Consider the following 20,522-nt stretch of genomic DNA (forward strand, 5'->3'; position numbering starts at 1 on the left):
CCGAGGGGACGGGTGCCCGGCCTGCGGGAACTGAAGCCGGGCGGGAACGGAAGAAGCCCCGGCTGGACGGGGGAACCAGCCGGGGCAGTGTGTGGCGGTTGTGAAGACGTCTTCACAACCGACTGCATGAACGATAAACCATTGAGCGGCGTTCGATCCAATCGACCGCCCCGGCGATCCCGCTCACGGCACCGTGCGGGCCGTGGCCGGGGTGGGACCGCCCGGCGTCACCGTCCTGGCGGCCTCGGCGGACAGCGGGGTCGCGATGTCCTCCAGCGACTTGCGTTCCGCGGCGACGGCGAAGAACAGCGCCACCACACCGCCCGCCACCATGAGCGTGGCGCCGATGCAGAAGGCCAGGACGGTGTCCGCCACCACCCCGCTCTCGGTGAGACCGGCGAAGATCAGCGGGCCGGAGATGCCACCGGCGGCCGTGCCGACGGCGTAGAAGAACGCGATCGCCATCGCACGGGTCTCCATGGGGAAGATCTCGCTCACCGTGAGGTACGCCGAGCTGGCGCCCGCCGAGGCGAAGAAGAGGACCACGCACCAGCTCATCGTCATGGTCGTGGCCGTCAGCCAGCCGTTGGAGAACATCCAGGCGGTCACGAAGAGCAGGGCGCCGGAGAGGATGTACGTACCGGCGATCATCGGGCGGCGGCCCCAGGTGTCGAACAGGCGGCCGAGCAGCAGGGGGCCCATGAAGTTGCCGAACGCGATGACCGCGAAGAAGTAGCCGGTCGAGCCGGTGCCGACGTCGAAGAACGTCACCAGGATCGCCCCGAACCCGAAGGTGATGGCGTTGTAGAGGAAGGCCTGCCCGATGAAGAGCGCCAGCCCCAGCACCGCCCGGCGCGGGTAGGCACGCACGAGCGTACGGGCGATCTGCACGAACCCGACACTGTGGCGCTGCTTGATGGTGATCTCCCCGGCCGGTTCGGGCAGCGGACGGCCCGTCTCCGCCTCCACCTGCCGCTCGACGTCCGCGACCAGTTGTTCGGCGCCCTCCTCACGCCCGTGGATGAACATCCAGCGGGGGCTTTCGGGAACATGGCGGCGGACGAGCAGGATGACCAGGCCGAGGACGACACCGAGACCGAAGGAGATCCGCCAGCCGATGTCCTTGGGGAGGATGTCGGTGTCGAGGGCGAGGACGGACAGCAGGGCACCGCCCATGGCGCCGAGCCAGAAGCTGCCGTTGATGATCAGGTCCACCCGGCCGCGGTACTTGCTGGGGATCAGCTCGTCGATGGCGGAGTTGATGGCCGCGTACTCACCGCCGATGCCGAAGCCGGTCAGGAAGCGGAAGACGAAGAACCACCAGGCCGAGAAGGACAGTGCCGTCAGCGCGGTCGCGGCGAGATAGACCACCAGGGTGATCAGGAAGAGCTTCTTGCGGCCGAAGCGGTCCGTCAGCCAGCCGAAGAACAACGCCCCCGAGCACGCGCCGGCGACGTACAGCGCGGCGGCGATACCGGTGACCTGCGCGCTGCTGATGGCGAGCCCGCTGCCCTCCTCGGACAGCCGGCCGGCCATGCTGCCGACGATGGTGACTTCCAGGCCGTCGAGGATCCAGACGGTGCCCAGTCCGATGACGATCATCCAGTGCCAGCGCGACCACGGCAGTCTGTCCAGTCGCGCCGGGACCCGGGTCGTCACGGTCCCGTTCGACGCTTGCCGGAGCTCCGGCTCAGTCATGGGTCACCTCCGAGGCGTAAACAGGCGGAGCGGGTACCCCATGATCAATCCGGTGAAACGGTGCCGTTGCGTGGTACTCGCGGGGCATGAACGCCGTACGACCGCTGGCGGTGGTGACCGGCGCCTCCAGTGGCATCGGCCGCGCCCTGGCCGGGGAGTTCGCCCGCCACGGGTTCGACCTGGTGGTCTGTGCCGAGGACGCCCGTCTGTCGGCCGTCGCCGACGAGCTGCGCGGCCGCGGTACCGACGTCACCGCCGTCCGGGCCGACCTCGCCACGTACGACGGAGCCGAACAGCTTTACGCGGCGGTGCTCGCCACGCGCCGGCCGGTCGCGGCCGCCGCGCTGAACGCGGGGGTGGGTGAGGGCGGGGCGTTCACCGACGTCGGCCTCGCCGACCACGCCCGGATCATCGACGTCAACATCACCTCGACCGTGCACCTCGCCCACCGGCTGCTGCCGGGCATGGTCGCGGAGGGCGACGGCCGGCTTCTGATCACCTCCTCGGTGGCGTCCATGGCGCCGGGCACGTTCCAGTCCGTGTACAGCGCCTCAAAGTCGTTCCTCCAGTCCTTCGCCCAGGCGCTGCGGGAGGAGCTGAGAGGCACCGGGGTGACGGTGACGTCGCTGATGCCGGGCGCGACCGAGACAACCTTCTTCCGCCGCGCCGGGATGGCCGGCACCCGTCTGGGACGCATGCCGAAGGACGACCCGGCCCAGGTGGCGAAGGACGCGTTCGAGGCCCTGATGCGCGGCCGGGGCAGGGTCGTCACCGCGTCGGTGAGGACGAAGCTCCTGGGCGCGGCCACCAAGGTGCTGCCCGACCGCCTCAAGGCCGTCGGGCAGCGGTACCTGTCTCAGCCGCGCCCCGGGCGCTGACGGCCGAGCACCTCCGGGTTGGCGCAGTGGGCGAGCGGTTCGCCCCGCAGGAAGCGGGCCGCCTCGGCCGCCACGATCCGGGCCGCCTTGTGCGCCACCTCCCGGCTGGCGCCCGCGATGTGCGGGGTCAGGACCACTCCCGGCGTGGACAGCAGCCTGGCCCCCGCCGGGACCGGCTCGCCGGGGAACACGTCGAAACCGGCGCCCGCGAGGTGCCCGGAGTCCAGGGCGTCGCACACCGCGTCGTAGTCGACGAGCGCCCCGCGCGCGCAGTTGACGAGCACCGAGCCGGGCGGCATCGCCGCGATCCGCGCGGCCCCGATCATGCCCCTGGTCTCCTGTGTGACCCGCGCGTGCAACGAGACGATCCGGGAGCGGCCCAGCAGCTCGTCCAGCGGGACGAGTTCGGCGACGCCCTCCACCACCTCGGGCTTCACGTACGGGTCGTGCACCAGCACCTTGGCGCCCATGGCGACCAGGATCCGCGCCACACGTGAGCCGATGGCGCCGAAGCCGACGAGGCCGACGACCGAACCGTCGATCTCGATGCCGCAGTTGTCGTAGTCGTAGTAGTCACCGCGCCAGACGGCGTGCTTGAGATCGGTGTGGACGTCGCCGATCCCGCGGGCGGCGGCGAGGATCAGGGCCAGGGTGTGCTCGGCGGTGGCGACGGCGTTGCGGCCGGGGGCGTTGCAGACGGCGACGCCGTGGCGGGTGGCGGCCTCCAGGTTGGCGTTGACCGGGCCTCCCCGGCTGACGCAGAACAGCTCCAGGTCGGGGCAGGCCTTGAGGATCCGCTCGGTGAGCGGGGCCAGCTGGGTGAGGCAGATCCGTACCCCGTGCAGCGCCTCGATCAGCTCGTCCTCGGTGCCGGACGCCTCGTCGACCTCGGCGACCGGCCCGAAGGGGGTGTGCGGCCAGGGCAGTTGGATCTCCCGTACATCGAGGCCCGCGCCACCGCCGGCGGCGGCGCGCAGTTCCCGGTCCAGGAGGCGCGGCAGGACGAAGTGGTCGCCGGCGGCGAGGACGGTGGTGGTCACGGTGATGCTCCCGTCAGTGGGTGGTGAGGGTGGCGGGTGCGTTGAGCCGCAGCAGGGACGCCTGCCTGCCGGGCAGCAGCCGCAGTTCGGTCAGGGCGCCGTTCTCCAGGGCGGGGAAGACCTGGCGGTAGCGGGCGAGCGGGATGCCGAGGAGCTCGCACAGCACCAGGCGTACGAGCGTGGAGTGGGCGACGACGAGGACGCGGCCGTCGGGGAGTTCTTGCGCGACCTCCTCCAGGCAGGCGATGGCCCGGTCGGCCGCCACGACGGGATCCTCGCCACCGGGCAGGTGGTGGGCCACCGGGTCGGCCAGGAAGGCGGCCAGCTCGTCGGGGAACTCCTCGGCCATCTCGCCGCGCGTCAGCCCGTCGCCGCGCCCGAAGTCCACCTCGTACAGCCGCTCGTCGACGCGCGGGGTCAGGCCGAGCGCGGTGGCGGCGGGCCCGGCGGTGAGGCGGGCCCGGGACAGGGGTGAGCAGAGGACGGCGTCCAGCCGCTGTCCGGCGGCCCAGGCCCCGAGCGTGGCGGCCTGTTCGTGGCCGAGCTCGGTGAGCGGCACGTCGGTGCGGCCGGCGTAGCGGTTCTCGGCGTGCCACGCGGTCTCACCGTGGCGTACGAGGATGAAGTCGGTCACTGCTCGGCCTTTCCGCGGGCGTGCGCCGCCACGGCCGCGTCCAGCCAGCCGCGTCGGGTCAGTTCGTCGACGAAGTCGAGGTACAGGGGGGTCAGCCGGGCGGTGCGGGAGGGGTCGGGGGTCAGTTCCCCGGCGACGCGCACCATGGCGGCCGCCGTCTCCTCCAGGGTGGCGCCCGACGCGGTCGCGGCGAGCACGGCCATGCCGGTGGCGCTCTCGGCGTGTTCGGGCAGGGTGACGGTACGGCCGAGGACGTCGGCGCGCAGCTGCGACCAGTAGGTGTTGCGGGCGCCCCCGCCGGTGAGGGTGAGCGGCCCGTCGACGGGGGCGCCGAGGTGGTCGAGGTAGTCGAAGCAGAGCCGTTCGAGGCAGGCCACCCCGAGCAGCAGGGCGTGGAACTCCTCGGCGTCGCCGGCCGCTTCACCGAGGAGGAACGGGGTCGCGTCGGGCGCGCGGAACGGGAAGCGTTCACCGCCCGCGCCGGTGAGGGGGTAGGCGACGGCGGTCGAGCCGGTGGCGGCGGCCCGGGCCGTGAGGGCCTCCAGGTCCGCGCCGGGGAATCGCCGCGCGACGGCGCCGGCACCGCTGCTGGACGCGCCGCCGGGCAGCCAGGTGCCGCCGGGGCCGCGGTGGCAGTAGACCACTCCCCCGGGGTCGCGTACGAGATGGCGGCTCGCGCCCTTGAGGACCAGCGTCGTGCCGAGGACGGCGTTCCACGCACCGGGGGTGAGGGCCCCGGCGCCGATCTGCGCCGCGCAGCCGTCGGTCATCCCGGCGACGACCGGTGTGCCGGCGGGGATCCCGGTCGTCGTCGCGGCATCGGCGCACACGGCGCCGAGGACCGTCCCGGGCCGGACGACGTCGGGCAGCAGACCGGCGGGGACGCCGAGCCGGGCCAGTTCGTCCTCCGGCCAGCGCTCGTGGACGAGGTGGTAGCCGGTCTTCAGGGCGTGGCTGGCGTCGGCCGCGACCTGCTGCCCGGCCAGCCGCCAGGTGATCAGATCGGCCTGGTGGAGCAGCCGGGCGTCGGGGAAGTCGGTGTTGTCCAGCAGCCACAGCAGCTTGGGCAGCGCCCAGGACGGCTGCATGGTGCGGTAACCGAGCTCCTGCCAGACGCCTTCTCCGGCCTTGTTGACGCGGGCCGTGTAGGCGCGGGCGCGCCCGTCGTCGTACATGAGGCCGGGTGTCAGGGGCCTGCCCCGCTCGTCGGCGAGGAGGACGGTGCCGGAGGTGGCGTCGACGGCCAGCCCTCGGACGCGCGCCGGGTCGATGCCGGTGAGGGCGTCGCGGCAGGCGCCGGCGAGGGCGGACCACCACTGCTCGGGGTCCTGTTCGTGGCGTACTCCGTCACGGTGGCCGGTGAGCGGGCGGGACGCGGCGGCGAGCAGCCGGCCGGTGCCGTCCACGGCGACCGCCCGGGCGCTCTGGGTGCCGAGGTCGAGGCCGAGGTGGACGTCGTCGGCGGTCGGGGCGTCAGACATGCGGTGCTTTCTGTACGTCGGTGGTGGCGGGTGACCAGCCGAGGGAGCGGGCGGCGGTGCGCCAGGTCAGGAACGACTCGTGGAGGGCGTCGTAGAAGTCGCTGCGCGCGGGGTCGGGCTCCCACCTGGAGCGCATGCGGACATAGGTGGCGGCGGCGGCGCTCATGCTGGGTTCGGCGCCGCTGAGGACGAGTCCGGTCAGGAACGCGCCCTTGGCGCCGAGTTCGGTGTCGGCGCTGCGGGCCGTGGGGACGCCGGTGGCGTCGGCGATGAGCCGGCACCACTGGTCGCTGGCGGAGCCGCCGCCGCACAGGCGCAGTTCGTGGACGTCGGTGCCGGACGCCCGGAGGCAGTCCCGGACGACGAGCGACAGGCCCTCGAAGACGGCGCGGGCGAGGTCGGCGGGTGTGTGGTCGAGGGACAGGCCCCAGAAGGTGCCGCGGGCGCGCGGGTCGAGGAACGGCGCGCGTTCCCCGGCCGGCGAGAGGTACGGCAGGAACGCCGGTCCGCCCGGGGTGGGCCGGGTGCTGAAAGCCAGCTCACCGAGGGCGGCGGGGCCGTCGACGCCGAGGAGGCGGGACGCCCAGTCGAGGACTTCCGTTCCGGAGAGGGTGGGGAAGGCGCGGAGGACGCGTTCCCGGCCGCCGTAGGCGATGTTGATGCCGCACGGCTCGCCCGAGGTGTCCACCCGCCGGGTGACGATCTCGGTGCACAGGGTGGTGCCGAGGATGGCGCACGCCTGGCCGGGGTCGACGACGCCCGCGCCGCGGGCGGTGGCGGCGATGTCGTACGGGGCCATCACCACGGGCAGGCCCGCCGGGAGGCCCAGTTCACCCGCGGTGCGGTGGGTGATCTCGGCGATGCGCTCGTTGTCCCCGAGGACCCGCGGCAGGAGGTGGGCGTGCGGCCCCAGCCCGAACAGGTCGATGATCGCCGGGTCGTAGGCGCCGGTGGTGTGGTCGAGGAACGGGGCGGACGCGTCGGACTCGTCGATCGCCGTCACTCCGGTGAGCTTCAGGAACAGCCAGCCGGCCGCCGTCAGCGCCGTACGGGAGCGTTCCAGGCGTTCGGGGTCATGGGCGGCGAGCCAGCCGATCACCGCGTTGGGCATGCCGCTGCAGGTGAGGGAGCCGTTGCGGCGGTAGGCCTCCTCGAGGACGCCTTCGGCGGCCCAGCCGGTGAGCAGGTCGCCGGCGCGGCCGTCGGACCAGAGGACGGCGGGCCCGGTGGGGCGGCCCTGGGCGTCGACGAGCCAGCAGCCGTCGCCCTGGGCGGTGAAGCTCACCAGCCAGACCGGGTCGTGGCCGGGGCCGAGCTGGGCGAGCGCGCTGCGGACGGTGAAGACCACGCCGTTCCACACCGCGTCCATGTCCTGCTCCGCCCAGCCGGGGCGGGGGCGCAGGACTTCGGTGCCGATGCGGGACAGCGCTATTTCCTGACCCTGGTCGTCGAAGACGACCGATTTGATGACGGACGTGCCGACGTCGATGGTGAGAACCGACATGACTGGAATACCTGCCCCTTCACTCGCGGACGCCAGGTAAACGTGCGGCCGGGCGGAGCGTCAATCAGCCGCGCGATTATCCCGTGAGCCGGCGCGGCCGCCGTGTGAGGTCGCCGCCCCTCACCGCACCGCCGGGCGGCGGCACCGTGCCGCCGTGTTAAGTTCACGTGAGATTCGCACGGTGTGGCAAGGAGCCGGACGTCATGACCCGTATCGACGCCCAGGAGGAGCGGCGGCGCAGACTGCGCGAGCTGGTGACGGCCAAGGGGTTCGTGCGGACGAACGAGCTGGCCGACGAGTTCGACGTGAGTGTGATGACCGTCCACCGCGATCTGGACGCGTTGCAGGCGCAGGGCTGGTTGCGGAAGGTGCGGGGCGGGGCGAGCTGTCTGCCGTCGACCCAGTTCCACGGCAGCGTGAGCGAACGCATGACGACGATGGCGCAGACCAAGCACCGGCTGGCCAGGGCCGCCGCGGAGCTGCTCGCACCCGGGCAGATCGTGATGCTGGACGACTCGACCACCTGCCTGAGCCTGGCCCGGCAGATGGCCGATCACACACCGCTCACGGTGATCACCAACTCGCTGCCGGCCGTCACCGCGCTGTCCAGGGAGTCCGGGGTGTCGCTGATCGCGCTGGGCGGCACGTATTTCCCCGCGTACGACGCCTTCATGGGGCTGCACACGGCACAGAGCGTGGAGTCCTTCCGGGCGGATGTGCTGTTCATGTCGACGACGGCGGTGACCGGGGACCGCTGCTACCACATGTCGCCCGAGACGGTGCAGGTCAAGCGGGCGATGATGGGTTCCGCCGCGCGGCGGGTGCTGCTCATCGACCACACCAAGTTCGCCAACCAGGGGCTGTACGCGCTGGCACCGCTGACCGACTTCGACCTGGTGCTGGTCGACGACGCGGCACCGGCGGCCCAGGTGCGGCGGCTGCGGGACATAGGCGTGGACGTACGGACGGTCGACACCTCGCGCTGACCCCCGGAGATCACAGCCCCCACGTGAAGGTAACACCGTCTTCACCTGACGGCTGACCGGGCACGATGCGCCGCTCACCCCTGTGAGCTGCGCAGACACCGTCCGGCCGACGGTCGGGCAGAGCGCCGCTCCGTCGATTTCACGCCAGGTCCGTGACGCGTCGCGGGGGTTTTCCTCCCACTCATTGACGCCCTTTCTCACACGGCCGTTTCATCGTGACGCCTCAGGGCACCGCTCGGCGCCGTCTCCCGGCGCCCGCCCGGCACTCTCCCCGCGCTTTCCCCGACTTTTCGAAAAAGGTGGTTCTCGTGGCCGTCGTTCTGGACCCGTCGTCTTCCGCGGAAGACGCACCCGCGAGGCATTGGCTGGACAGGATCGGAATTCCCAAAACGCTCGCCTGGGGATTTCTGGGCGTACTCATCTTCATGATCGGGGACGGGGTCGAATCCGGTTACCTGTCGCCCTACCTCCTGGACGAGGGCATGTCCAAGGAGCGGGTGGCTCTGCTGTTCAGCGTCTACGGCGTCACCGCGAGCGTCGCCGCCTGGTTCTCCGGCGCCCTGTCGGACCTGTGGGGCCCGCGCCGGGTCATGATGCTCGGTCTGGGCATCTGGGGCGTTTTCCAGGTGGTCTTCCTGGTCTTCGCCGTGCCGACGGTCGACTTCTGGCTGCTGCTGCTCAGCTACGGACTCCGCGGCTTCGGCTACCCGCTCTTCGCGTACGGCTTCCTCATCTGGGTCACGGCGGTGACGCCGAAGCGCCGGCTGGGCTCCGCGGTGGGCTGGTTCTGGTTCGCCTTCACGGGCGGCCTGCCGACGCTGGGGTCGCTGGTCGCCAGCTTCGCGGTGCCGCGGATCGGCGCGTACGGCACGCTGTGGCTGTCGCTCGCGCTGGTCGCGGCGGGCGGTGCGATCGCCCTGCTGCTGGTGCGCGAGCCCACCGGCAGAAACCGGCTCGCCCCTGCCGGGGAGCGCCCGGTCGCCACGCTGATCGGCTCGCTCTCGATCATCTGGCGCAACCCGAGGATCGGTACGGGAGCGGTCGTGCGGGCCATCAACACGGCGCCGCAGTTCGGGTTCCTGGTGTTCCTGCCGATCTTCTTCACGGACACGCTGGGGTTCACGCTCAGCGAGTGGCTCCAGCTGCTGTCGGCGATGTTCGCCACGAACATCTTCTTCAATCTGATCTTCGGCGTCGTCGGTGACCGCATCGGCTGGCAGCGCACCGTCACCTGGTTCGGTGGCGTCGGCTGCGCGGTGACGACACTGCTGCTGTACTACGGCACGGTGTCGGCCGGTGACGACTACGCCGTGGCGATGGTCCTGGTGAGCCTGTTCGGCGCGACGCTCGCCGGTTACGTACCCCTGTCGGCGCTGATGCCGTCGCTGGACCCGGCCCACAAGGGCCAGGCGATGTCGGCGCTGAACCTCGGCGCCGGTGCCAGCACCTTCCTCGGCCCGGCCCTGGTGGGGCTCTTCCTCGGGCCGCTCGGGGTGCAGGGCGTGATGTGGGTCTTCGCGATGCTGTACCTGGCGAGCGCCGTGATGGCCCTGTTCCTGAAGCTGCCAGAGCCGGTATCGCCGGTGGCGGCGGGGTACCCGTCCCCCGGCCCGGCATCGAGGGCACGGAACGAGTCGCCGGAGGCGTAGCCATGAGTGATGCGTGGGACTACCCGACCCCCTCCCAGGCGGAGGGTGAGCGGGAGCCGGGTGTCGACGAACACCCCGATGTGGCCCGCTCGACCCCGTCCCAGGCGGAGGGCGAGCGCCTCACCGAGGAGGAGGCGCAGGCGGAGCCCGGCAGCAAGGAGAAGAACCGCCGATGAGGCGGTGACATGAGGGGCGGGCGGTGCAGCGTCCGCCCCTCACGACTGCCTTCCGGCCCTGGGCAGAGCGTGGGGCGCGGGCCGACCGGCTCACTCGCGGGGACCGGATTGGCCCACTCACAGGAGCGGTGAATGGACCAGTGGGGCAACCAATCGGGGTCCTAGGTTGAAGGACGGCTCTTCCGTAACGGCCCGTTCGGCCCCGCCGCTCCCCTTCGAGGACGCCCATGTCTCTCCGGCTGCTGCCCGCCCCCGGCCCCGCCCGCGGGCTCGCGCTCGCCCAGGTGGTCAACGCCGTGGGCGACGGTGCCTACTACGTCTGCTCGGCGCTGTACTTCTCCGAGGTCGTGGGCCTCTCCCCCACACAGATCGGGCTCGCGCTCACGCTGGCCTGGGCGGTCGGGGCGATCGCCGGGGTGCCGCTCGGCCACCTCGCCGACCGCCGAGGGGCGCGGGGCACCGCCGTGCTGCTGGCGGGCGTCACCGCGCTGTCGGTGGCCACGCTGCTCCTCGTGCGGTCGTACGCCTGGTTCCTGCCGGTCGTGTGCGTGTACGCCGTCGCCCAGTGCGGGCTGGCGGCGGCACGTCAGTCGCTGCTGGCGGGCCTGGTGGAGCGCGAGGCGCGGACGGGAGTGCTGGCGCACCTGCAGTCTGCGGCCAACGCGGGGCTGGCGGTGGGTGCGGCGCTGGGCGCGGTGGCCCTGCACACCGCTGCGCCCACCGCGTACCTGGCGGTCCTGGCCATGGACGCCGCGGCCTTCGCGGGGTGCGCCCTGCTGCTGTGGCGGCTGCCGGCGGTGATGCCGGCGACGGCTCCGGAGGCGGCGCACCCGACGGAGCCCGTGCGGCGGGGCGGCGGGTTCGCGGTGCTGCGGGACCTGCCGTACGCGCTGGTCACCCTCCTCAACATGGTGATGCTGCTGCGCATGCCGCTGATCAGCCTCGCCCTGCCGTTGTGGATCGTGGAGCGTACGGCGGCCCCGGGCTGGACGGTGTCGGCGCTGCTGGTGCTGAACACGGGCGCCGTGATGCTGTTCCAGGTGCGCGCCGCGGCGGCGGTCACCGGGCCGGACCGCGCTGTACGGGCGGTGCGCTCGGGTGGCGCGCTGATGCTGGCCGCCTGCGCGGTGTTCGGGCTCTCCGGAGTGGTCCGTGGCCCCGTGTGGGGTGCGGTGGCCGTGCTGCTGGTGGGTGCGGCGCTGCTGGTGTGGGGCGAGATGCGGCAGTCGGCGGGTGCCTGGCGGATCGCGTTCGACCTGGCGCCGGCCGGGCGGCAGGGCCAGTACCAGGGTTTCTTCGGGACCGGCGTCCCGGTGGCGCGGATGCTCGGACCCGTGCTGCTGACCGCTCTGGTGCTGGGCGGGGGCGTGCCCGGGTGGCTGGTCCTGGGCGGGCTGTTCCTGGTGGCGGGCGTGGCCATCGGGCCCGCGGTCCGCTGGGCGGAGGGGCGCGCCGACCGGGCGGTGAGCGATCCCGTCAGGAATGCTCCGCGATCAACGGGGCACCCGGCGGTACGGAGCGGGCTGCCGTGCACAGCCGGAACTAGCGGCAGGTAGGGGCCCGCTCCCCGTCTTCAAGGAGTTGTGGTGATTGATACACGTGGGGTTGAGGAGGACGCTGAGGTCCCGGGTGTGCCGGGGGGTGCCCTATGTGCGGGCTGAGCGGGGAAATCCGCTTCGACGACCGGCGGCCCGACGTGGCCGCGGTGGAGCGCATGACCGACCGGCTGGCGGCCCGGGGGCCGGACGGCCGGGGGATCTGGTCGCAGGGGCCCGTGGCTCTGGGCCACCGCCGTCTGAAGATCATCGACCTGTCGGAGCGCGGCGCCCAGCCGATGACGGACACCGAGGCGCGGCTCACCGGGGTGTTCAACGGGTGCGTCTACAACTACCAGGAGGTGCGCGCCGAGCTGCGCGCCCTGGGCCACAGGTTCTTCTCCACCTCGGACACTGAGGTGATCCTGAAGGCCTACAGACAGTGGGGCACGGACTGTGTCGACCACTTCATCGGCATGTTCGTGTTCGTCATCGTCGAGAACGACACCGGCCGGGTGGTGCTGGCCCGGGACCGACTGGGCATCAAGCCCCTCTACCTGGCACAGGCACCCGGCCGGCTGCGGTTCGCCTCCACACTTCCCGCACTGCTGGCGGGCGGCGGGGTCGACACCTCGCTCGACCCGGTGGCGCTGCACCAGTACCTGAGCTGGCACGCCACCGTGGCGGCGCCGCGCACGGTGCTCGCCGGGGTGCGCAAGCTGCCACCGGCGACGGTTCGGGTCTACGAGCCGGACGGCTCGTACACGGACCACCGCTACTGGCAGCCGTCGTACACGCGTCGCCCCGAGTTCGCGGGGATGGACACCGGTGACTGGCGGGACGCGGTGCTGGACGCGCTGCGGACCGCGGTGCGCCGGCGGATGGTCGCGGACGTGCCGGTCGGCGTGCTGCTGTCGGGCGGCCTCGACTCGTCGCTGATCGTGGGCCTGCTGGCCGAGGAGGGCCAGAAGGACCTGGCCACGTTCAGCGTGGGCTTCGAGTCGGAGGGCGGCGAGGAGGGTGACGAGTTCACCTACTCGGACCTGATCGCCCGGCGGTACGAGACCGACCACCACCAGCTGATGGTGCCCTCCGACCGGGTGTCGACCGCCCTCGACGGCGCGATCGCGGCGATGAGCGAGCCGATGATCAGCCATGACGTGGTCGCCTTCCACCTGCTGTCCGAGCTGGTGTCGAAGGAGGTGAGCGTCGTCCAGAGCGGTCAGGGCGCCGACGAGGTGTTCGCCGGCTACCGCTGGTACCCGGAGATGGCCGCAGTCGAGCGCAAACGGGAGCCCGAGCGGTACGCCGAGGTGTACTTCGACCGGCCGCACTCCGACATGGCGCACATCCTCCAGCCCCACCTGCTCACCGACCACGACGTCTCCGGACGGTTCGTGCGCGAGCACATGGCCGCGCCCGGCGCCGAGACCGCCCTGGACGCGGCGCTGCGGCTGGACACCCACGTGATGCTGGTGGACGACCCGGTCAAGCGGGTCGACAACATGACGATGGACTGGGGCCTGGAGGCGCGTACGCCGTTCCTGGACCACGAGCTGGTCGAGCTGGCCGCGGCCTGTCCGCCGGAGCTGAAGCTGGCGCAGGGCGGCAAGGGCGTGCTCAAGGACGCGGGGCGGGCGCTGCTGCCGCGCGAGGTGGTCGACCGGCCCAAGGGCTACTTCCCGGTGCCGGCCATCCGCCACATGGCGGGACCCGTGCTCGAACGGGTCCGTCAGGCGCTGTCGGCTCCCGAGGCGCGGGCGCGCGGAATCTTCCGGGACGAGTACATCGCCGAACTGCTCGCCGCCCCCGATGACCACCGTACGAAGCGCGGGGCGAACGCCCTGTGGCACGTAGCGTTGCTGGAGATATGGCTGCAGACGCACAGGATCAGCTGACCCGGGCCACGTCGGCGGCACCCCTGCTGGTGCCGCTCGCCGACGCGGCCGGCACACGGGACACCCCCCAGCCGCTGATTTCGCACGGCTGCTGGTACCCGTCGGCCGACCCCACGGGCGAACGCGTGGCGTTCATCTGCGACCGGACGGGCGTGCCGCAGCTGTGGATCGGGCCCGCCGGCGGGACGGTCACGGTCGACGGGGGTGACATCCACCTGCTCGACACGGACCCGGACCCGGTGACCGAGGTGGCGTGGTCGCCCGACGGGCGGTGGATCGCCTACACGGTCGCCCCGGGCGGCGGGGAGCACACCCGGGTGCTGTGCGTACGGCCGGACGGCACCGGACGGCGGATCGTGGCGGGCGCGGACTCCGGCAGCTCGGCCTACCTCGGCTGCTGGGCGCACGACGGCTCGGCGGTGGCGGTGACCGTCGCCGAGCCGCCGCCCGCGCTGGGCCCGCCCGCCCCCGACGAAACCGTGGCGGAGGAACGCGACGGCCTCGCCGACTACGGGGAACTGCCCGCCGACTGGGCGGAACGGGACGGCACCGCCACCCTGCTCGGCGGCGCGCACCGGGGCGAGGTCGGGCCCGAGCCGGACGAGGCACCTCCGGACGGGGCCGTGCGGGACCGGCTCAGTGCCTATCTCGTCGACCCCGACGGGGTGGCCTCGCCCGTGCTGGTGGCCGCCGAGAGGGGCGCCGCGACGCTGCGGGTGTGCGATCTGAGCGACGACGGGCGGTTCGCGCTGGTGCGCCGGGGGCCGCGCGGGCGGCGGGAGGCCGTGGTGGTGCGCACCGCCGACCTGGGCACGGGGTCGGTGCTGCGGGTGGCCGACGGCGACCCGTGGATCGGCCGGTTCTCGCCCGACGGCCGGACGGTGTGGCTGCGCAGCGACCACGAGCGGGAGTTCGCGGCGCTTCTGGCTGCCGGGCTGGACGGCGAGGGTCGGCGGACGGGCCTGTCGGTCCTGGCCGAACGGGAGGGCAGCGACCTCGAACTGCTGGCGTTCGCCGAGGACGGGCGCACCGCCGCGCTCGCCTGGAACGTGCGGGGCGCCAGTGAATTCCAGACGCTGGGCCTTCCGACGGCCGAGCCGGCCGCGCCGACACCCAGCGGAGGCGCCACCGGGACGGCACCGCCCCACGACGTGTCGCTGCCGCACGAGGTGGTCACAAGGATCAGCCGTGCGGGGCCGGGTGGCCTGGTCCTGGCCCTGTCGGGTTCGCAGCGCCGGCCCGGGGTGTGGTGGCTGCCCCGCGCCGCGTCGCCCGCGCGCACGCCCTGGTCGTCACGGGACGAGGACGCCGTACCGCCGGGCAGGCCGCCCGTGCGTCCGGCGCCGCTGCGGCCCACGGCACGCGACGGACTGGTGCTCGGCGGCTGGTACTACCGGGCGCCGGGGCGCGACGCGGGGCGTCCGGCGCCGTGCGTGATCCACCTGCACGGCGGCCCGGAGGAGCAGGAACGGCCGGTGTTCGAGCCGCTGTACCACGAGCTGACCGGGCGCGGCCTGGACGTCTTCGCGCCGGACGTGCGCGGCTCCTTGGGCTACGGGCGCTCCTTCGTGGACGCCGACCTGGGTACGGGGCGGTTCGCGGCGATCGAGGACGTCGCCGACTGCGCCGCGCACGTGGTCCTGACCGGGCGCGCCGACCCGACGCGGCTCGCCGTGATGGGCCGCTCGTACGGCGGTTACCTCACGCTGGCGTCACTGGTCTGGCACCCGGATCTGTTCCGTACGGGCGTCGCGGTGTGCGGGATGTCGGACTTCGCGACGTTCTTCGCCGGGACCGAGCCGTGGATCGCGGAGTCGGCGGCCCACAAGTACGGCCATCCGGTGCGTGACCGGGAACTGTTGCGCGCCCTGTCCCCCATGAGCCGGATCGACGCGTTGCGGGTACCGCTGCTCGCGGTGCACGGCGAGCACGACACGAACGTGCCGCCGGGCGAGTCTGAGCAGGTCGTACGGGCCGCCCGGGAGCGGGGGCACGCGGCGGAGCTGCTGACGCTGCGCGAGGAGGGCCACGAGTTCCGGCGGGCGGACAACCGGCGGCTGTTCCGCCGTACGGCGGCCGACTGGATGGAACGTCATCTGACCGGCTGACCATGGGTGGCGGTGCCCGGCCGCCGGTCCCGTCGGCCCTCGTGCGGGGACCGGCGCATACGCATAAAGTGACCGAACATGGGCATTCCGTACGCCATTGGCGGAACCCGACCCAGAATGTGGAGGCGCGACGCATGATCCCCTCGCTCGCCTCGTACGCCGTGGTCGTCCCGACGATCGGACGGCCCTGCCTCGTCGACTGCCTCGCCTCGCTCGCCTCCTGCGACGGACCCGAGCCGAGCCGGATCGTGCTCGTGGACGACCGGCCCGGAGCACCGGCCGAACCACTGCCGGTGGAGGCGCTCGGCGCGCTCGCGGACCGCGCCCTGGTCCTGCACACCGGCGGCCTCGGGCCCGCGGCGGCCCGCAACGCCGGGGTGCGCGCCGTGGACGAGCCGTGGACGGTGCTCCTCGACGACGACGTGCGGGTCAGCGCGTACTGGCGCGAGCAGCTCGTCCGCGATCTCGCCGAAGCCTCCCCCGACACCGGCGGCGTACAGGGCGTCCTGCGGGTGCCGCTGCCCGCCGACCGCCGCCCCACCGACTGGGAGCGCAACACGGCGGGCCTCCAGGGAGCCCTGTGGGTCACCGCCGACATGGCGTACCGCACCGAGGTGCTCAAGACGGTCGGCGGCTTCGACGAGCGGTTCCCCCGGGCGTTCCGCGAGGACGCCGACCTGGCGCTGCGGGTCATCGACGCCGGCTGGCGGATCGTCCGCGGTGAGCGGCGCACCGAGCATCCCGTACGGCCCGCCGACCGCTGGGTGTCGGTACGGCTCCAGAAGGGCAACGCCGACGACGCCCTGATGAAGCGGCTGCACGGCCCCGACTGGTGGGAGCGCGCGGCGGCGCCCCGGGGCCGGATCCGGCGGCACGCGGCGGTCACCGCGGCGGGCCTCGGAGCGGTACTTCTGGCCGCCACCGGGCGGCGACGGGCGGCGAAGCTCGCCGCGGCCGCCTGGGCGCTGGGGACCGCGGAGTTCGCCCGGGCGCGGATCGCGCCGGGGCCCCGGACGCTGGACGAGATCGTGACCATGACCGCGACGAGCGCGCTGATCCCCGCCGTCGCAAGCTGGTACCGGCTCGCCGGGGAACTGCGGTACCGGGCGGCGGAGAGTTGGGACGGCGTCCTGTGACGCGCCCGGCGGCGGTGTTGTTCGACCGTGACGACACGCTCGTCGAGGACGTTCCCTACAACGGCGACCCGGAGAAGGTCCGGCCCATGCGGGGTGCGCGCGAGGCGTTGCGGCTGCTCAGACACCACGGACTGCGGGTCGGAGTGGTGTCCAACCAGTCGGGCATCGGGCGGGGTCTGCTCACCGAGGCGGACGTCCGGGCCGTCAACGCCCGCGTGGACGCGCTGCTCGGCCCGTTCGACGCATGGGTGCACTGCCCGCACATCGCGGAGGACGGCTGCGGCTGCCGCAAACCCGCGCCGGGCCTGGTGGTGGAGGCGGCCCGGCTCCTCGGGGTACGGCCCGGGGACTGCGTGGTGATCGGCGACATCGGCTCCGACATGGGCGCGGCCCGGGCGGCGGGCGCGCGGGGGGTCCTGGTGCCGACGGCGCGGACGCTGCCGGAGGAGGTGGCGTCCGCGCCGTGTGTGTGCCCGGACCTGGTGAGTGCGGTACGGCTCGTCCTCGGGGAGGAGCCCGGGACCGGTGGCGGGCCGATGCGTGGCGGGGCGGGTGGCGAGACGCCGGCGGACCGGGAGGCGCCGACCGCTCTCGGGGGCCGGGGATGAGAGCCCTCGTCGTCCGCCTCGACAGCTTCGGGGACGTCCTGCTCGCCGGGCCCGCCGTGCGGGCGGTCGCCGGCCGGGCGGACCGGGTGACCCTGCTGTGCGGGCCACGGGGGGCACCCGCCGCGCGGCTCCTGCCGGGCGTGGACGAGGTGCTCGTGTGGGGCGCGCCCTGGGTGGGTTTCAGCCCGCCACCGGTGGAGCGCGCCGACATCGACCGGATCGTGAACCGTGTCGCCGCCGCACGGGTGGACACCGCCCTGGTCCTCACCTCGTTCCACCAGAGCCCGTTGCCCGCCGCGCTGTTGCTGCGCATGGCGGGCGTCAGGCACATCGCCGCCGACAGCGTGGACGCCCCCGGCTCGCTGCTGGACGTACGCCACCAGCGGGCGCCGCGCGCCCACGAGGCCGAGGCCGCGCTGGACCTCGCCGAGGTGGCGGGGTTCCCGCGCCCGCCGGGCGACGACGGGCGGCTGCGCGTGCGGCACGCGAAGGGCGCGCCGGAACTGACCGGGCCGGGGCCCTACGTGGTGGTCCACCCGGGTGCGAGCGTCTCCGCCCGGCGGTGGAGCCCCGAGCGGTGCGCTCACGCCGTACGGCTGCTGGCGGGCGCCGGACACCGGGTCGTCGTCACCGGCGGGCCGGACGAGCGGGAACTCACCGCGCTGGTCGCGGGCCGGGACGGGGTGGACCTGGGCGGCCGGACACAGCCCCCTGAGCTGGCCGGAGTGCTGGCTGCGGCCGGTGCGGTGGTGGCCGGCAACACCGGTCCGGCCCATCTGGCCGCGGCCGTCGGCACCCCGATCGTCTCGCTCTTCTCGCCGGTCGTCCCCGCCGAGCGCTGGGGCCCGTACGGCGTCCCGCACGTCCTGCTCGGCGACCAGCGGGCGGCGTGCGCGGACAGCAGGGCCCGGGAGTGCCCGGTGCCCGGCCATCCGTGCCTGGACGAGGTGACGGCGGAAGACGTGCTGGCAGCGGTGGAGAAGCTGCTGGAGGGTGCGCCATGAGCCGTCCCCCGGGGGCGGCGCGGTGCGGGTCGTCCGCTGCCCGGGGGTGGGGTTCGGGGTCCCTCCGGCCGGGTGTCCTCGGCGCCGGTGGCCCCGGGCCCGATGGGCCGGAAGCCCGGCCGGAGCCGTCGGACTCCACGAAGACGACCCGGCACGGCCCCGCGCCCGGCCGCCTTCCGGGTGACGGCCACGCCCCGCGCCTGCTGGTGCTGCGGGCACTGGGGCTCGGTGACCTGTTGGCGGGGGTGCCCGCGTTGCGGGCGCTGCGGAGAGGGTTTCCGGGATACGAGATCGTCCTCGCCGCTCCGGAGCAGCTTGCGGCGCCCGCCGCCGCGTCCGGGGCGGTGGACCGGCTGCTGCCGGCGTCGGCGCCCGGCCGGGCCGTACCGGAGCGGCTCGACTGGGAAGGGCCGCCGCCGGAGGTGGCGGTGGACCTGCACGGCAACGGGCCACCCAGTCACCGGCTGCTGCAAGGGCTGCGGCCGGGGCGGCTCATGGCGTTCGCGCACCCCGGGACGCCGGAGATCGCGGGGCCGCGGTGGACGGCCGACGAGCACGAGCGCGCGCGCTGGTGCCGGCTCCTCGCCTGGTACGGGATCCCGGCGGACCCGGGCGATCTGCGGCTGCCGGCGCCGGGCGTGGCGTCCCCCGCGCCCGGCGCGGTCGTCGTGCACCCGGGCGCCGACTCCGGGGCGCGGCGCTGGCCGGTGGAGCGGTACGCGGTGGTGGTGCGGGAGCTGCGGCGGCACGGGCACCGGGTGGCGCTGACCGGCGGGCCGGGCGAGGACGCGTTGCTGGACCGGGTCGTGGCCGGGGCGGTGGACGGAGGCGTTCAGGTGTTCCGGGGCGGGCTGCCGTTCGACCGGCTGGGCGCCCTGTTCGCGGGGGCGGCGGCCGTGGTGAGCGGCGACACCGGCATCGCCCATCTGGCCGTGGCGCTCGGCACCCCCTCCATCACCCTTTTTGGGCCGGTTTCTCCCAGATTGTGGGGCCCTCCGCCGGGTACGCGGCACGTGGTGCTGTGGCACCCGGGACCTCCCGGCGACCCGCACGGGCAGGACCCGGACCCCCAATTGCTGCGCATCGGGCCCGACGACGTACTGAAGGCCCTGCTCGACCACCCGGAGGTACCCCGGCCGTGACCGCCGACAGCCGCATCACTGTCGTAGTGATCACTCACAACCGGCGTGACCAGTTGCTGGGGACACTGGACCGCCTCACCGCCCTGCCCGAGCGGCCGCCGGTGCTCGTCGTCGACAACGCCTCGACGGACGGCACGCCGGAGGCCGTGGCCGAGCGCCATCCGGCGGTCACGGTGCTGACACCGGGCCGCAATCTCGGCGCGTCCGGCCGCAACCTCGGCGTCCGGCAGGCCCGTACGCCCTATGTGGCCTTCAGCGACGACGACTCGTGGTGGGAGCCGGGATCCCTGGCGCGCGCGGTGGACCTGCTGGACCGGCACCCGCGGCTCGGGCTGCTCGCCGCCCGCGTCCGGGTCGGCCCCGAAGGGGAGCCCGACCCGCTCAACGACCAGCTCGCCGCCTCTCCCCTCGACCGCGCCGCCGATCTGCCGGGGCCGTCGGTGCTGGGGTTCCTGGCCTGCGCCGCCGTCGCGCGGCGGGAGGCCTACCTGGAGGCGGGCGGCTATCACCCGATCTTCTTCGTGGGCGGCGAGGAGACCCTGCTGGCGTACGACCTGGTGGCCCACGGCTGGGGGGTGTGCCACTCCCCCGAGGTCGTGGCCGTGCACAGCCCCGTCGGCGGGGTGCGGCCTGGCCGGCTCGCCGTCCAGCTCCGCAACGCCGCCCTCACCGCCTGGCTGCGCCGCCCCCTGGCGGTGGCGCTGCGGCACACACGCGGGATCGCCGTACGGGCACACCGGGACCCCGAGGCCCGCGCCGCACTGCGCGACCTGCTGGGACGGCTGCCCGTGGCACTGCGTGACCGCAGGCCGCTCCCGGCCGCCGTGGAGGCGGCGGCCCGCCGACTGGACGCCCAGGGGGCGATGGAAGGAGCCGTGCCGTGACGGATTCCCGCACGACCGTCGTCGTGATCACCCACAACCGGCGCGAGACGCTGCTGCGTACGCTCGGGAAACCCGCCGCGCTCCCGGAGCGCCCGCCGGTCACCGACAACCGCCCGACGGACGGCACCGCCCCGAGCCGCGCCTCGACCACGGGCGGACGC

17 protein-coding genes and 1 pseudogene are annotated in these 20,522 nt (G+C 73.6%); 13 read left to right on the top strand and 5 right to left on the bottom strand.

Going from position 1 to position 20,522, the window contains the following annotated elements:
• Positions 1–183: 183 nt before the first annotated feature.
• Positions 184–1,698: an MFS transporter gene (locus ACZ6C1_RS05610; RefSeq protein WP_469237951.1), complete on the bottom strand. Its 1,515-nt coding sequence runs from the start codon at positions 1,696–1,698 to the stop codon at positions 184–186.
• A gap of 86 nt (positions 1,699–1,784) precedes the next feature.
• Between ACZ6C1_RS05610 and ACZ6C1_RS05615 the strand changes: the two genes are divergently transcribed.
• Entirely contained in the window at positions 1,785–2,576 is a 792-nt protein-coding gene (locus ACZ6C1_RS05615; protein WP_469237953.1) for an SDR family NAD(P)-dependent oxidoreductase, read from the top strand.
• Here ACZ6C1_RS05615 and ACZ6C1_RS05620 read toward each other — a convergent pair.
• From ACZ6C1_RS05620 to ACZ6C1_RS05635, 4 genes are read right to left on the bottom strand one after another with little or no spacing between them, the layout of a single operon-like run.
• Positions 2,555–3,616, bottom strand: a complete 1,062-nt coding sequence (locus ACZ6C1_RS05620; protein ID WP_469237955.1) for a 2-hydroxyacid dehydrogenase — start codon at positions 3,614–3,616, stop codon at positions 2,555–2,557. The two genes, ACZ6C1_RS05615 and ACZ6C1_RS05620, sit on opposite strands and share 22 nt — an antisense overlap.
• 13 nt (positions 3,617–3,629) lie before the next feature.
• Entirely contained in the window at positions 3,630–4,250 is a 621-nt protein-coding gene (locus tag ACZ6C1_RS05625; RefSeq protein ID WP_469237957.1) for a histidine phosphatase family protein, read from the bottom strand.
• Positions 4,247–5,731 (bottom strand): FGGY-family carbohydrate kinase, encoded by a 1,485-nt coding sequence (locus ACZ6C1_RS05630; protein ID WP_469237959.1) that lies wholly within the window; start codon positions 5,729–5,731, stop codon positions 4,247–4,249. Before ACZ6C1_RS05630 ends, ACZ6C1_RS05625 begins: the two co-directional genes overlap by 4 nt.
• Positions 5,724–7,235 (bottom strand): FGGY family carbohydrate kinase, encoded by a 1,512-nt coding sequence (locus ACZ6C1_RS05635; RefSeq protein ID WP_469237960.1) that lies wholly within the window; start codon positions 7,233–7,235, stop codon positions 5,724–5,726. The genes ACZ6C1_RS05630 and ACZ6C1_RS05635 overlap by 8 nt, the downstream gene beginning before the upstream one ends.
• Positions 7,236–7,438: 203 nt before the next feature.
• Here ACZ6C1_RS05635 and ACZ6C1_RS05640 point away from each other — a divergent pair, with 203 nt between their 5' ends.
• From ACZ6C1_RS05640 to ACZ6C1_RS05695, 12 genes and pseudogenes are all read left to right on the top strand, one after another.
• Complete coding sequence (locus ACZ6C1_RS05640; protein WP_469237962.1) at positions 7,439–8,221, top strand: DeoR/GlpR family DNA-binding transcription regulator; 783 nt, start codon at positions 7,439–7,441, stop codon at positions 8,219–8,221.
• 308 nt (positions 8,222–8,529) lie between these two features.
• A complete protein-coding gene (locus ACZ6C1_RS05645; protein ID WP_469237964.1) occupies positions 8,530–9,870 on the top strand; it encodes an MFS transporter in 1,341 nt (446 codons plus the stop codon).
• 2 nt (positions 9,871–9,872) lie between these two features.
• Complete coding sequence (locus ACZ6C1_RS05650; RefSeq protein WP_469237966.1) at positions 9,873–10,046, top strand: hypothetical protein; 174 nt, start codon at positions 9,873–9,875, stop codon at positions 10,044–10,046.
• A 227-nt stretch (positions 10,047–10,273) separates the two neighbouring features.
• Positions 10,274–11,602, top strand: a complete 1,329-nt coding sequence (locus tag ACZ6C1_RS05655) for an MFS transporter (RefSeq protein WP_469237968.1) — start codon at positions 10,274–10,276, stop codon at positions 11,600–11,602.
• Positions 11,603–11,694: 92 nt separating this feature from the next.
• Entirely contained in the window at positions 11,695–13,479 is a 1,785-nt protein-coding gene (locus ACZ6C1_RS05660) for an N-acetylglutaminylglutamine amidotransferase (protein ID WP_469237970.1), read from the top strand.
• Positions 13,452–15,587, top strand: a complete 2,136-nt coding sequence (locus ACZ6C1_RS05665) for a S9 family peptidase (protein WP_469237972.1) — start codon at positions 13,452–13,454, stop codon at positions 15,585–15,587. Before ACZ6C1_RS05660 ends, ACZ6C1_RS05665 begins: the two co-directional genes overlap by 28 nt.
• Positions 15,588–15,721: 134 nt before the next feature.
• The gene (locus ACZ6C1_RS05670) at positions 15,722–16,723 is read left to right on the top strand and encodes a glycosyltransferase family 2 protein (RefSeq protein ID WP_469237974.1); all 1,002 of its coding nucleotides are present in this window, start codon (positions 15,722–15,724) and stop codon (positions 16,721–16,723) included.
• The gene (locus ACZ6C1_RS05675) at positions 16,720–17,331 is read left to right on the top strand and encodes a D-glycero-alpha-D-manno-heptose-1,7-bisphosphate 7-phosphatase (RefSeq protein WP_469237976.1); all 612 of its coding nucleotides are present in this window, start codon (positions 16,720–16,722) and stop codon (positions 17,329–17,331) included. Before ACZ6C1_RS05670 ends, ACZ6C1_RS05675 begins: the two co-directional genes overlap by 4 nt.
• Positions 17,328–18,335 carry a glycosyltransferase family 9 protein gene (locus ACZ6C1_RS05680; RefSeq protein WP_469237978.1) on the top strand — a complete coding sequence of 336 codons (1,008 nt, stop codon included), beginning with the start codon at positions 17,328–17,330 and terminating at the stop codon, positions 18,333–18,335. The genes ACZ6C1_RS05675 and ACZ6C1_RS05680 overlap by 4 nt, the downstream gene beginning before the upstream one ends.
• Positions 18,332–19,477: a glycosyltransferase family 9 protein gene (locus ACZ6C1_RS05685; RefSeq protein WP_469237980.1), complete on the top strand. Its 1,146-nt coding sequence runs from the start codon at positions 18,332–18,334 to the stop codon at positions 19,475–19,477. Before ACZ6C1_RS05680 ends, ACZ6C1_RS05685 begins: the two co-directional genes overlap by 4 nt.
• Entirely contained in the window at positions 19,474–20,361 is an 888-nt protein-coding gene (locus tag ACZ6C1_RS05690; RefSeq protein WP_469237982.1) for a glycosyltransferase family 2 protein, read from the top strand. Before ACZ6C1_RS05685 ends, ACZ6C1_RS05690 begins: the two co-directional genes overlap by 4 nt.
• A pseudogene (locus ACZ6C1_RS05695) lies at positions 20,358–20,504 on the top strand (glycosyltransferase family 2 protein); the annotation flags it as partial. The gene ACZ6C1_RS05690 and the pseudogene ACZ6C1_RS05695, both read left to right, overlap by 4 nt.
• Positions 20,505–20,522 lie beyond the last annotated feature (18 nt).

The sequence above is a fragment of the Streptomyces sp. NPDC041796 genome (assembly GCF_055590785.1).

Bases quoted from the DNA above. Each gene is read 5' to 3' on its own strand.
- ACZ6C1_RS05680 (WP_469237978.1), top strand. From the start codon at position 17,328: ATGAGAGCCCTCGTCGTCCGCCTCGACAGCTTCGGGGACGTCCTGCTC.
- ACZ6C1_RS05685 (WP_469237980.1), top strand. From the start codon at position 18,332: ATGAGCCGTCCCCCGGGGGCGGCGCGGTGCGGGTCGTCCGCTGCCCGG.
- ACZ6C1_RS05665 (WP_469237972.1), top strand. From the start codon at position 13,452: ATGGCTGCAGACGCACAGGATCAGCTGACCCGGGCCACGTCGGCGGCA.
- ACZ6C1_RS05660 (WP_469237970.1), top strand. From the start codon at position 11,695: ATGTGCGGGCTGAGCGGGGAAATCCGCTTCGACGACCGGCGGCCCGAC.
- ACZ6C1_RS05635 (WP_469237960.1), bottom strand. From the start codon at position 7,235: ATGTCGGTTCTCACCATCGACGTCGGCACGTCCGTCATCAAATCGGTC.
- ACZ6C1_RS05650 (WP_469237966.1), top strand. From the start codon at position 9,873: ATGAGTGATGCGTGGGACTACCCGACCCCCTCCCAGGCGGAGGGTGAG.
- ACZ6C1_RS05655 (WP_469237968.1), top strand. From the start codon at position 10,274: ATGTCTCTCCGGCTGCTGCCCGCCCCCGGCCCCGCCCGCGGGCTCGCG.
- ACZ6C1_RS05640 (WP_469237962.1), top strand. From the start codon at position 7,439: ATGACCCGTATCGACGCCCAGGAGGAGCGGCGGCGCAGACTGCGCGAG.
- ACZ6C1_RS05615 (WP_469237953.1), top strand. From the start codon at position 1,785: ATGAACGCCGTACGACCGCTGGCGGTGGTGACCGGCGCCTCCAGTGGC.
- ACZ6C1_RS05610 (WP_469237951.1), bottom strand. From the start codon at position 1,698: ATGACTGAGCCGGAGCTCCGGCAAGCGTCGAACGGGACCGTGACGACC.
- ACZ6C1_RS05670 (WP_469237974.1), top strand. From the start codon at position 15,722: ATGATCCCCTCGCTCGCCTCGTACGCCGTGGTCGTCCCGACGATCGGA.
- ACZ6C1_RS05630 (WP_469237959.1), bottom strand. From the start codon at position 5,731: ATGTCTGACGCCCCGACCGCCGACGACGTCCACCTCGGCCTCGACCTC.